The organism is Gordonia sp. PP30 (genome assembly GCF_023100845.1).
In the GTDB taxonomy this organism is placed as follows: Bacteria; Actinomycetota; Actinomycetes; order Mycobacteriales; family Mycobacteriaceae; genus Gordonia.
On record NZ_CP095864.1, the window covers coordinates 276,241 to 288,579 of the forward strand.

The 12,339-nt window shown below is 69.8% G+C and carries 9 protein-coding genes, 1 tRNA gene and 1 pseudogene; 8 read left to right on the forward strand and 3 right to left on the reverse strand.

Going from position 1 to position 12,339, the window contains the following annotated elements:
• The first annotated feature begins 14 nt into the window (after positions 1–14).
• Positions 15–102, forward strand: a tRNA-Ser gene (locus MYK68_RS01285).
• A gap of 135 nt (positions 103–237) precedes the next feature.
• On the forward strand, positions 238–894 hold the full coding sequence (locus MYK68_RS01290) for a hypothetical protein (protein WP_247865844.1): 657 nt from the start codon (positions 238–240) through the stop codon (positions 892–894).
• Positions 895–1,284: 390 nt separating this feature from the next.
• Here the strand turns inward: MYK68_RS01290 and MYK68_RS01295 are convergent, their stop codons facing one another.
• Complete coding sequence (locus MYK68_RS01295; RefSeq protein ID WP_247865845.1) at positions 1,285–2,361, reverse strand: D-alanine--D-alanine ligase family protein; 1,077 nt, start codon at positions 2,359–2,361, stop codon at positions 1,285–1,287.
• A 38-nt stretch (positions 2,362–2,399) separates the two neighbouring features.
• Here MYK68_RS01295 and MYK68_RS01300 point away from each other — a divergent pair, with 38 nt between their 5' ends.
• Both MYK68_RS01300 and MYK68_RS01305 read left to right on the forward strand, forming a co-directional pair.
• Positions 2,400–3,716, forward strand: a complete 1,317-nt coding sequence (locus tag MYK68_RS01300) for a UDP-N-acetylmuramoyl-tripeptide--D-alanyl-D-alanine ligase (protein WP_247865847.1) — start codon at positions 2,400–2,402, stop codon at positions 3,714–3,716.
• A 287-nt stretch (positions 3,717–4,003) separates the two neighbouring features.
• Complete coding sequence (locus MYK68_RS01305; protein ID WP_247865849.1) at positions 4,004–4,516, forward strand: hypothetical protein; 513 nt, start codon at positions 4,004–4,006, stop codon at positions 4,514–4,516.
• Between the two features lie 48 nt (positions 4,517–4,564).
• On the opposite strand, the gene MYK68_RS01310 is transcribed toward MYK68_RS01305, so the two are convergent.
• Positions 4,565–4,990: a hypothetical protein gene (locus tag MYK68_RS01310; protein ID WP_247865851.1), complete on the reverse strand. Its 426-nt coding sequence runs from the start codon at positions 4,988–4,990 to the stop codon at positions 4,565–4,567.
• A gap of 50 nt (positions 4,991–5,040) precedes the next feature.
• Here MYK68_RS01310 and tgt point away from each other — a divergent pair, with 50 nt between their 5' ends.
• Both tgt and MYK68_RS01320 read left to right on the forward strand, forming a co-directional pair.
• On the forward strand, positions 5,041–6,288 hold the full coding sequence (gene tgt, locus MYK68_RS01315) for a tRNA guanosine(34) transglycosylase Tgt (protein WP_247865853.1): 1,248 nt from the start codon (positions 5,041–5,043) through the stop codon (positions 6,286–6,288).
• 213 nt (positions 6,289–6,501) lie between these two features.
• The gene (locus MYK68_RS01320; RefSeq protein WP_247865854.1) at positions 6,502–8,289 is read left to right on the forward strand and encodes a protein kinase family protein; all 1,788 of its coding nucleotides are present in this window, start codon (positions 6,502–6,504) and stop codon (positions 8,287–8,289) included.
• A 118-nt stretch (positions 8,290–8,407) separates the two neighbouring features.
• On the opposite strand, the gene gluQRS is transcribed toward MYK68_RS01320, so the two are convergent.
• Positions 8,408–9,319 (reverse strand): tRNA glutamyl-Q(34) synthetase GluQRS, encoded by a 912-nt coding sequence (gene gluQRS, locus MYK68_RS01325; protein WP_247865856.1) that lies wholly within the window; start codon positions 9,317–9,319, stop codon positions 8,408–8,410.
• 44 nt (positions 9,320–9,363) lie between these two features.
• Between gluQRS and MYK68_RS01330 the strand changes: the two genes are divergently transcribed.
• Entirely contained in the window at positions 9,364–11,145 is a 1,782-nt protein-coding gene (locus tag MYK68_RS01330) for an ATP-binding cassette domain-containing protein (protein ID WP_247865858.1), read from the forward strand.
• A gap of 123 nt (positions 11,146–11,268) precedes the next feature.
• Positions 11,269–12,269, forward strand: a pseudogene (locus MYK68_RS01335) (IS481 family transposase).
• The last annotated feature ends 70 nt before the right edge of the window (positions 12,270–12,339 follow it).

Below are 12,339 nucleotides of genomic sequence, written 5' to 3' on the forward strand. Positions count from 1 at the left end.
GTACAGTTTCTCGCGGTGGCGTGTCCGAGCGGCCGAAGGTGCAGCACTCGAAATGCTGTGTGCGGTAACCCCGCACCGGGGGTTCAAATCCCTCCGCCACCGCGCAAGGCCCCTGATCTGCGGCGCAGGTCAGGGGCCTTTTCCAATGCGTTCCTCGGCTGTAGCTGGGCGACATGCCCACGTTGGTCTACATATGAATAATGACTTGTGAGTGATACGCGCGCCTATGCTAGCTGCATGTACGGATGGTGGCCGCACGCATCACGCCGATATCGGCCGGTCCCAGGGCTGCAACCGGCGCGTATGTGGCTGGGAATCCTTGCGTACCTCACTCCGGTGGTTGCGGCGGTGACTGTCGCATGGCGGGCGGGTGCCGACCTTCCTTTCGACCGTCGCTTCGCATTGACCCAGTTGGCATTCGGGCCGGCTTGGATCGCGGGGCTCCTGATGATGGTTACCATCTTCTGCTCGGCGGGAGAGGCGCTCGAGGTCGCGCGAGCTGCCTGGTCCAGGCTGGTCGAGCGAGCGCGGACTCCTCCGCCACAAAGCCGAGCTTGGTCGGCGATCAAGCTGGTCAGCGATATTTCTCTAGCCGGGATAGCGGCTTGGATCGCGATCGGTCTCTACTGGCCTGTGCTCGCTGCTCTGGGCGTTGTATGCAGCCTTGCCCCTGCGTGGGTTCTCTGCCGTAAGGGCGTCGCACTGTATTGGCGGATCGGGGTAGCGTTCTTGACGATGGCGATGATGGCGTCTCTGGTGGAGATTGGCTTGACGAATCCGGCGTCTGTGTCGTCAGTCAAGATTCTCCTCTTTCCGGTGGTCAGCGTGGTGCTCTCCCGACTGACCTACTGGTGGATTGGGTGTGCGCTCAATCCGGAGGCGGCGCCGGTCTAGGTTGCCGCAATACTGGAACTCATCTACCAATCAGACGGGGAGACCGAGCGTGCGGCCGGCCTCGATCAGCCAGCCCATCCAGACGTGTTCCGGGGCGCCCATCATGTACTGGGCGAGAGCGTTGGAGAGTGCGTTGAAGGTCGCCATGGCGGGACTCCTCGTGTCGAGCGGCCGCGAGGTAGCGGCCTAACTCGAAAATCGCGACAAAACGCCCGGCTGTTACCGGGCGGCGGCGTCGGCCATCCCCGAATATCAGGGCACGGGGGGAATCTTCCCTCGTGGGTCAGCATTCGGGGGTGACCGACGTGCTCGCGTCGGTGTCCTTCGTGACCGGCTATGCGCCGGCGGACGAGACCGCGGCGCCGGAGTCGAGCGCGGGTGCCGCCCGGCTCAGGCGTGCTCGATCGAGAAGCTGCTGCGTCGGCGGTACACGTCCAGGGCCAGTGCGACCAGGCGGTCGATGAGGTCCGGGTAGGCGAGGCCGGTGGCCTCCCACATCTTCGGATACATCGACGCCGGGGTGAATCCGGGAATGGTGTTCACCTCGTTGAGCAGCCAGCCCCGGCCGTCCTCCTCGTAGAAGAAGTCGACCCGCGCCATACCCGCACAGCGCAGCGCGACGAAGACCTGCCCGGCCAGCTCGCGGGCCTGCGCGATCGCCGCATCGGGCAGGTCAGCGGGGATCATCAGCTGGGCGGCGCCGGTCACGTACTTGTCCGTGTAGTCGTAGAAGTCGCTGCCGGGCCGGATCTCACCGGGGAGCGTGGTCTCCGGGACGCCGTTGCCGAGCACCCCCACCTCGATCTCCCGGGCGGTCACCGCCTCCTCGATCACCACGACGTCGTCGTATCGCAGCGCCTCGGTGATCGCGCGGTCCAGCTCGTCGGCCGTGCCGGCCCGCGAGACGCCGACCGATGAACCCATGTTGGCCGGCTTCACGAACACCGGGAGGCCGAGTTCGTCGATCGCCCGGGCGGCCCCGGCCCGCGGGTCGTCGACGCCGTGGCGCAGCGTCACCCACCGGCACTGCGGGATTCCGGCGCGGGCGGCGACCTCCTTGGCCATGCCCTTGTCCATGCACAGCGACGACGACAGCACGCCGCAGCCGACATAGGGCACCTTGAGCAGTTCGAGCATGCCCTGGACCGTGCCGTCCTCGCCGTGCGGTCCGTGCAGCAGCGGGAAGACGATGGTGGTCACGTCGCTCGCACCGGTGATGACCTCGACCGGATCGACCACCGGTCCCTCGATGTCGAGGCTGTTGCCGATGTCGTCGCCCGCGGCGAGCGCGGCGGCCGCGAAGTCGTTGCGATGCCAGGTGCCGTCCTTCGCGATGCCGACCGGCACCAGCGTGTAGCGGCCACGATCGGCGGCGGCCAGGACGTGCGCCGCGGTCACCCGCGACACGTCGTGCTCGGCGGAGACGCCGCCGTAGAGGACCACCAGCCGCAGGAGGGGAGAACTCATGGGTGTGAGGATACGTGGCTGCGGGTACCGTGTGCCGCGTGCACCTTCTCGCCAGTCAGATCGCCGCCGCGACCGGCGGCACCCTCCACGGTCCCGACGTCCAGGTCGACTCGGCGGGCATCGACTCGCGGGCGCTGCGTGCCGGTCAGCTGTTCGTGCCGATCGTCGCCGAGCGCGACGGACACGATTTCATCCCCGCCGCCGTCGCGGCCGGGGCGAGCGCCTATCTGACCGATCGGGCACCCGATCTCGCGCTGCCGGCCACCGCGATCCAGGTCGACGACACCTTCACGGCGCTCGCCGCGCTCGGCCGCGAGGCACGACGACGCCTGCCCGACCGCGTGGTGGGCGTCACCGGATCGGTCGGCAAGACCTCCACCAAAGACCTCCTGGCCGGCGTTCTGGAGACCACCTACCGCACCGCGGCCAGCGAGAAGAGCTTCAACAACGAGCTCGGCCTGCCGCTGACCCTGCTCGGCGCGCCCGACGACACCGAGGCCGTCGTCCTCGAGATGGGGGCCCGCGGCGTGGGGCACATCGCGCTGCTGTGCGAGATCGCGTCGCCCACCGTCGGCGTCCTCACCCGCGTCGAGGGCGTCCACCTGGAGATGTTCGGTTCGCTCGACGACGTCGCCCGGGCGAAGGGCGAGCTGGTCGAGTCGCTGCCCGCCGACGGCCTGGCGATCCTCAACGCCGACCACGAGATCGTCGCCGCCATGGACGCACGCACCCAGGCGCGCGTGCTGACCTACGGCCTGGCCCCGGGCGCCGACGTCCGCGCGGAGAACGTCGTGCTCGACGACCAGCTGCGTCCCCGCTTCGACCTGATCACCCCGTGGGGTGCCGCGGCGGTCGCCCTCGGTGCCCGCGGCGAACACCAGGTCCCCAACGCGCTCGCCGCGGCGGCGGCCGGCGGCGGACTCGGCGTACCGGTCGACGCGATCGCCGCCGGGCTGGCCGGCGCACGACTCTCCGGTCTGCGCATGGAACTGGCCACCACCGGCGCGGGCGTCGTCGTCATCAACGACGCGTACAACGCCAACCCGACGTCGATGGCCGCCGCGCTCGGGTCGCTGGCGCGCCTCGACGCACGACGGCGCTTCGCCGTCCTGGGCACCATGGCCGAACTCGGCGACGACGGCCCCGCCGCCCATCGCGAGGTGGCCGCACTGGCGCACGACCTGGGCGTCGCGGTGATCGCCGTCGACGAGCCCGCCTACGGCGACGGCGTGACGCACGTCGCGGACGTCGACGCGGCGGTCGCCGCGCTGGGCGACCTCACCGAGGGCGACGCCGTCCTGGTCAAGGGCAGCCGGGTGGCCGCGCTCGAACGGGTCGCGCAAGCCCTCGGCTGACGGCGGTCGCCCCGTGCGGGTGGGTCGTCGGCGATCGGCGTATCCGCAGGTCGCCGGGTGAGAGGTTTCCGGACCGGAATTCTCGCGCAACGAATCTACGTGCGGAAACGCCGGATCCCGTCGGGTTGGGCGCCCGGCACGCACGTTCTTCTTCCTACTGTTCCAGGGACCTGGCCGGCAGTGCGGTCAGGTGGATCACCTGAACAGCGGGGCAAGGAAGGACGGGGAGTGCATTGCCAGAGCATCCCGCGCGACGCGGCCTGGCGGCGACGATCGCATTCGTTTCGATGGCGACTCTCGTCGCCTGTGGCGGCGGCGACGACGGCCGGCAGGCGTCATCGACCAAGCCGCGGCCTGCACCGGATGTGCCGGACGGGAGTGTCTACCTGACGTCGCTCGATGATCTGCCGCCGCGGGAACTCGTCGGTCTCACCGCGAACACGGCGAACAAGCGGATGTTCACCGACAAGTACCGAGGGACTCAAGTGGGCGACGGCAGGGTCCGGAATTTCGGCGACATCGCGTTCTCCACCGAACAGCTCAATCTGACGAAGCCGCTGGTGCCGGATCGGGGAACGGAGTTCACCGACTACACCGGCGACTATCGCATCGTCGCCGCGTGCACCACGCGGAACGCCGCGGACGGAAGTTACGCGCTGTACGTCGGGATCCTGCCGAAGGAGATCGCGACGGATGAGCTCATCGCGAAGGGCAGAGCGGGGGAGTGGACTCCGGTGATGGACCGGAACACCCCCTGCTCGGGCTGGGGGCCGACGCTCCCGCTGTCCGGAATGAAGTGACGACGATCCCCGGTCCCGCTGCCGCGGGGCCGGGGACCGTTCTCGTCGTCAGTTGACCGTGAACGCGATCGCCTGCCCGTCCTTGGTGCAGCGGGCCAGCTCGTTCTCCTCGCTCGACGGACCGCAGTTCCAGCCGGACACCGTCTGCGGCTTACCGGTGGCGATCAGCGGGCTGTAGTCCTTCGCGATCGACATCGCGGTCTTGCAGGTCACGTCGCCGGCGGCGAGCCGGACATGGAGGGCGCCGTCGGGGCCGCCGGTCATGCCGCAGTTCTTCTCGTCCGCGGCGGCGGAGGTGTCCTCCGAGGCGGGGGCCTGGCTCTGCGGGCTCACACCGCCGACCACCGGGATACTGCTGTCGGCCGGAGCGGTCACCGTGCCGGAGGTGGCGGTGGCCTCCTTCTGGTCGCCGCAGCCGGTCACCGCCAGGCCCAGTGCGCACGCGAACATCGCGGCGGCGGTCAGCTTCGTCATCGGTCGCAGGGTCGAAGTCATGGATTCCACGCTATGGGAGAATCGCCCGGGTGACCACCAGTGAATTCGTCCGGCGCGCCACTCTCGACGGGACCGCGGGACGGACCGGCACCATCGTCACCCCGCACGGGGAGATCCACACGCCGGCGTTCATCCCGGTCGGCACCAAGGCCAGCGTCAAGACCGTGACGCCCGAATCGGTCGCCGCGCTGGGCGCGCAGGCCGTGCTCGCGAACGCCTACCACCTGTACCTGCAGCCGGGGCCGGAGATCATCGATCAGGCCGGTGGCCTGGGCCGATTCATGAACTGGCCGGGCCCCACCTACACCGACAGCGGCGGCTTCCAGGTGATGAGCCTCGGCGTCGGCTTCAAGAAGGTCATCTCGATGGACGTCGAGGGGAGCCAGGACGACGCCGCCATCGCGCCCGGCAAGGAACGACTCGCCAACGTCGACGACGACGGAGTGACGTTCAAGTCACACCTGGACGGGTCGCGGCATCGGTTCACCCCCGAGGTGTCCATGCGGATCCAGCACCAGCTCGGCGCGGACATCATCTTCGCGTTCGACGAACTGACCACCCTGATGAACACCCGCGGGTATCAGGAGGAGTCGCTGGAACGCACCCGGCAGTGGGCGATCCGCTGCCTGGCCGAGCACAACCGGCTGTCCGTCGAGCGTTCGCATCGGCCGCAGCAGGCGCTCTGGGGAGTCGTGCAGGGGGCGCAGTACGAGGATCTGCGCCGCAAGGCGACGCGCGACCTCGTCGAACTGTCCCGGATCGACCGCGACAACGGCGGCAAGGGCTTCGGCGGCTACGGCATCGGCGGTGCGCTGGAGAAGGCGAACCTCGGCACCATCGTCGGCTGGGTCACCGACGAGTTGCCCGACGACGCCCCGCGCCACCTCCTCGGCATCAGCGAGCCCGACGACATCTTCACCGCGATCGAGAACGGCGCCGACACCTTCGACTGCGTCTCGCCGACCCGGGTGGCCCGCAACGGCGCCATCTATTCCTTCGACGGCCGCTACAACATCACCAACGCCAAGTACCGCAACGACTTCTCGCCGCTCGACGCCGAACTCGACAACTACTCGACTCAGTACACCCGCGCCTACCTGCACCATCTGTTCCGGGCGAAGGAGGGGCTGGCGTCCACGCTGGCGACGCTGCACAACCTGAGCTTCACGGTGACCCTGGTCGACCGTGCCCGGCAGGCCATCGAGGACGGCACCTACTTCGAGTACCGCGACGAGTTCTTGCGCCGGTACTACGCGGGAACGCGCCGGAACGACTGAGTCCGCTTTCGCCAGGCCGAGCCCGTCCGCCGGCTGAGCCCGTCCGCCGGCTGAGCCCCGTCGAAGCCCCGCAAACTGCCGAATCGGGCCTCGCAGTGAAGCCTGATTCGGCACTCTGCGCGCGGACGGCGGCGCGCTGTGCCGAACAAGCCGTGCCGAACAACCCGTCGTTTGCAGGCAATAGCGTCCGCCGCTCGGCGTACGATTCCCCGCGTGAGCAGCCCTCAGTCCGGCGACGGGTCCGTCGGAGACGTCCCACGCACCCTCGCCGACCTCGCCCGATCGCAGCCATTGCCGCCGCCCGAGATCGCGCGAATGCTCGGGGAGGTCGCCCAGGCGCTCGACGGCGCCGGGGCGCGCGGGGAGGTCTACCGGTCGGTGCGGCCGGAGAACATCACGGTCGACGCGGCCGGTCGTGCCGCGCTGGTCTCGCCGCCGCCCGACACGGCGGAGGGGTCGCTGGACGCCGTCGTCTTCGCTTCCCCGGAACAACTGCGCGGCCGGCCGCTCGATCCGCGCTCGGATCAGTATTCGCTGGCCGCCACCGCGTTCGCACTGCTCACCGGCACGCCGCCGTATGCGGGGTCGTCGTCGACGGCGATCGTGCTGGCCCACGGGCAAGACCCGATCCCCTCGGCCGCCGTCCGGAATCCGCAGCTGCCGCCGGCCGCGGACCCGGTCTTCTACCGCGCGTTGGCGAAGAATCCGGCGGAGCGTTTTCCGGATAGCAGGTCGTTCACGGCGGCGCTGCGGGCCGCGATCGAGGGCGTGTCTGCCGCGGTGCCCGGCACTCCGGCGCAGCACCCGGGTGCGCCCGCGGCACCGGAGGCGCGGCGGCGGTCCAAGGTACCGCTGCTCGTCGGAGCACTGATCGCCGTCGTGCTGGTGGTCGTCGGTATCACCGCCTTCGTGCTGACTCGATCCGGCGGCGGCACCGCTGGCACCGCGGCGGCCCCGTCGCGCGCGGTGATCTCCGGTGATCTGACGACGATCTGCGCTGCGCACAAGGACGGCCCGCTGGCCTGCACCGACGACAACGACCGTCCGGTCGTGAAGGAATCGCTGAAGTCGGTGAGTTCGCTGGATACCTCCGCGACACCCTGCGCGGTGGCCGCCGGGCAGGTCTATTGCTGGGGTGGCAACTCGGCAGGCCAGCTCGGGACGGGTAGCACCAGTGAGGCCATGACCGACACGCCGCAGGCCGTGCCGGGCATGAACGAGGCGACGGTGGTGGCAGGCAACGGCGGATCGCCGTGTGCGATCAATGCCGGGGAGGTGTACTGCTGGGGCGATCTCGGTGACTGGTCCCCCGCGCTGAGCGGCCTGGAGAGGGCGAAGCCGACCAAGATTCCGGGGCTGTCCGGAGTCTCAGACCTCTCGGCGAGCTGGGACACCGGCTGCGCGCTGGCCGATCACGCCGTCTGGTGCTGGGGCCGCAACGAGCAGGGGCAGGCGGGCGACGCCCGCGGCGACTCGCGCATCCAGCCCACCAAGGTCGACGGCCTCGGGAACGTGACCAGAATCCAGACCCGAAACGGAGTGACCTGCGCTGTCAGCGACTCCGAGCCGTACTGCTGGGGGAACATAGCCGGTCTCGTCGGCGACAAGCTGAGCCTGACCAGGTCATACCCGCGGCCGACCAAGATCCCCGGGTTCGGCCGGATCACCGACCTCGCGGTCACCACGAAATCGGTACAGGGTGACCAGGTTCCCGGCACCACCACCTTCGAGACCGTCGGTTCGCCGTTGCTGTGCGCGATCACGGCCGAGGGCACCGTGAAGTGCGCGGGCGACAACAGCGAAGGACAACTGGGCACCGGTGATACGTCGCGGTCGGGGCTGCCGGTCGACGTCAAAGGGGTCACCGGGGCGACGGCCATCGCCGTCGACAGCTATGGGAGCTACGCCTGCGCCATGGCGGAGGATCTGATGTGCTGGGGCCGACTGCCCGGCCACTACGGGGATCCGTGGCTGCCGCGCGCCCTCGACTGGCCCCGCTGACCTCAGGTCTCTCGCCGCCGGGGCGGCGGATCGACGTGCTCCGGTCACGTCGGCGGCCGGCCGAGCAGTTTCGAGGCACCGGCCGAGGAGCGTGTCGAAGCCAAGCCTTCGGCCGGGGTCAGACCCCGGTGAAGATCCAGGGCTCTCGGGGGAGCGACGCCGGATCGAAGCGCTTCAGGAGTTGTTGGGCGGTCACCGGCTCGCCCGGTCCGGCCAGATTCAGCGACTCCGCCATCAGACCGAGCACCCGGGGGGCGTCGTAGCCGCGTTCGGCGAGCTGGGCCAGGGTGATCGCGCCATCCCGTTTCGAGAGGCGCACCGGTTCGCCCCCTGAGCCTGTCGAAGGGCTGAGCACCATCGGGACGTGGGCGTACTCCGGAACCGGATAGCCCAGCCGTTGCGCGAGGTACGCCTGGCGTGGCGCCGACGAGAGCAGATCGCCGCCGCGCACCACCTGGTCGATGCCGAAGGCGGCGTCGTCCACGACCACCGCCAGGTTGTACGCGGGGGTGCCGTCGCCGCGGAGCAGCACGAAGTCGTCGACGTCGCCGGTGAACTCGCCGTGGAGCGTGTCGTGCACGGTGAACCGCGGCAGGTGCGCACGGAGGCGGATCGCGGCGGGACGTTCACGCCGCCGCTGCGCCCGCTGCACCTGCGTCAGATCCCGGCACGTGCCCGGGTAGGCGCCGGGCGGGGCGTGCGGTGCTGTCGGCGCGTCCTGGATCTCGCGGCGTGTGCAGAAGCACTCGAAGGTCTCCCCGGCGGCCACCAGCCCGTCCACCACCGACCGGTAGACGCCGAGCCGATCGGACTGCGCCACCACCGGCTCGGACCAGTCCAGCCCGAGCGCGGCGACGTCGGCCAGTTGCCGCTGCGCGGCGCCGGGCCGGGTCCGGCCGTCCAGGTCTTCCATCCGGATCAGGAAGTCCCGGCCGGTCGACCGGGCGAAGAGCCAGGCCAGCAGCGCGGTGCGCAGATTGCCGACATGCAGGTCGCCGGACGGTGAGGGGGCGAAGCGGCCGGCGGGCATGACAACACCGTAGGACACCGGCGGTGTTGATACCGTCAGCGACCATGTTCATCTTCGGGCCGATCGGCGCCGCGCAACTGATCCCGGTGATCGGCACCGCGCTGCTGATCCTGGCATGGGTGGCCGCCGCGATCGTCGTGCTCGTGGTGCGCCGGCGGCGTTCGGCGCAGGTGCGGGTCGTGGGCGGGCCGGCGGTGTCCGCGCTGCGGCTGACCAAGAGGTACGGGGACCGCGTCGTGCTCGACGACCTGAGCTTCGAGCTTCCGCCGGGGCGGGTGCTGGCGTTGCTCGGTCCCAACGGGGCGGGAAAGACCACCTTGCTGCGCATACTCGCCGGGCTCGCCGACGCTGACGCCGGGCAGGCGTCGATCTTCGGTGTCCCGGTCACCCCGGGTGCACCGGTCCTCGCGCGGGCCGGCATCACGATCGACGAGCCCGGCGTGGTGCCCCACCTGACCGGACGGCAGAACCTGGTGTCGCTGTGGCGGATCAGCGGCCGGGATCCGGCTGACGCGCACGTGGAGACGGTGATCGAACTGACCGGACTCGGCGCGGTCGCCGACCACCGGGCGGGCACGTACAGCATGGGGCTGCGACAGCGACTCGCCCTGGCCCAGGCCATGCTCGGTCTCCCCGAACTGCTGATCCTCGACGAACCGACGAACGGTCTCGACCCCGATCAGATCGCGGACCTGACCGCGGCTCTCGGCCGGTACTCGGCCACCGGACGCACCATCGTCGTCTCCACGCATCAGCTGCCCGAGCTCGCCGTCCTGTGCACCGACGCGCTGGTGATCCGCGAGGGCAGGGTCGCCTGGTCCGGGCCGCTCGACGCCGTGCCCGCACCCGCCGGTGGCGACTCCGGCTCGCCCGACCGGTTGACCACGGTTTATCGCGCGAGCGGCCGGGCGCCGTCGACGCCGGCGTCCGGGCGACCCGCGCTCGATGCATCGGCGACCAGCCTGCCCGCGATCGACCATGCGGTGGCGCCGGGTGGCGCCCGCTCGCCGCGACCGGCCCTGAGTACGCGGACCGAGATCGCCCGGCAACTGCAACGCCGCGGCACCTGGGTGCTGCTGGCGGCGGCCTGCCTCATTCCGCTGATCTTGGCCGTCGTTCTGCGGATGGGCACCACGGACTTCCTGATCGAGGGCGACGTGCTGGGCCGGCTGGCGACGGCCGGCGCCGCGAATTTCACCGTGGTCACCCTGTTCCTGGGTTCCCAGCTGTTCCTCGTCGTCGCGGTGGCGTACCTGTTCGGGGATTCGATCGCCCGCGAATCGGCCTGGCGGTATCTGCGGGTGCTGGCGACCGTGCCGGTCCCGCGCAGCAGGCTGGTGCTGGTCAAGGCCGCCGCGCTCGCGGCGCTGGTGGCGGTCGGGGTCCTGGTCTACGCCGCGGTGAGCTATCTGGTCGGGTGGGCGTTCTTCGGTTCCGGGACGCTGCTGCCGGTCGCCGGACCCGGCGTGACGGGCGCGCAGATCTACGTCCGGCTCGCCATGATGGTCGGCTACATCCTGGTGTATCTCAGCTGGGTCGCGGCGCTCGCACTCCTGCTGTCGGTGCTCGCCGGGGACAACGCGTCGGTCGCCGCGACGGCGACGATCGCCCTCACTATCGGCAGCCACCTGCTGGGCGCGTTCAGTTCGTTCGGGACCAGCCGGGGGTGGCTGCCGACCCGGAATTACGACGCCTGGGTCGCGGCGAGCCGGCTCGTGTTCGACCCCACCTCGGTGCTGTGGGGGATCTTCCTGTCGCTGCTCTACACGTCGGTGTTCCTGGTGGCTGCTCTCGCGGTGATGAACATCCGCGAGATCCGGCGCTAGTGTCGCGACACAAGGACATGGGCTAGATGTACTTCCCCGACACGTTGTGAACATCTGAGGTGAAGTGAAGACCTCCGGGCAGGATGTGGGTTACCACACTGACATCAAGCCACGGAGGTCTTCATGGTCCACGCTAACGCACCCTTGACGCCGGAGGGCAGACGACGCCTGGCGGTGCTGATCGTCGAGGACGGTTGGCCGCTGCGGCGGGCAGCGCAGCGGTTCCAGGTTTCCCTGGCCACGGCCAAGCGATGGGCCGACAGGTACCGCGCCGGTCAGGAGTTGACCGACCGTAGTTCCCGTCCCCAGACCTGTCCGACGCGTCTGAACCGGCGCACCGAGCGGCGGATCATCGGTCTGCGGTTCACTCGCCGCTGGGGACCACACCGCATCGCCTACCACCTGCGGCTTCCGCGTTCGACCGTGGGCAGGGTCCTGACTCGGTACCGGATGCCGCCGCTGGCGCACCTGGACCAGGCCACCGGGCTGCCGGTGCGCCGGCCGCGCCCAAGAGGTACGAAGTCGACCGTCCCGGCCGGCTGGTCCATGTCGACATCAAGAAACTCGGCCGAATCCCTGACGGCGGCGGATGGCGGGTCCATGGACGCGGCTCGGCCCAGGACCTCAGAGCCGGGCGGCACCGTGACCAGGCTGCCCGCGGCGGCGCAGCAGAATCGCGGGGCTACCGGTACCTGCACCACGCCGTCGATGACCACTCGCGCGTGGCGTATTCGGAGATCCTCGATGACGAACGCAAGGAGACCGCGGCAGGGTTCTGGGAACGGGCCAACGCGTTCTTCGCCGAGATCGGAGTCACCGTGACCGCGGTGATGACCGATAACGGATCCTGCTACCGCTCGCGTGTGTTCGCCGCGGCCCTGGGCCCGAGTATCAAGCACAAGCGGACCAGGCCGTACCGGCCCCAGACCAACGGGAAAGTCGAACGCTTCAACCGGACGCTGGCCGCCGAATGGGCCTACGCCGCCCCGTACACCAGTGACACCGAACGCGCAGCGGCCTACCAGCACTGGCTGCACCACTACAATCACCACCGACCCCACACCGGGATCGGCGGCCTCGTCCCCTCAGCCCGCGTTCACAACCTCACGGGGAAGTACAGCTAGAGCAGCGGCTTTCCGTCGCGGGAGCGTACGGGCGATGTGCTAGGTTCGTCGCATCTTGCGCCCGGCACCC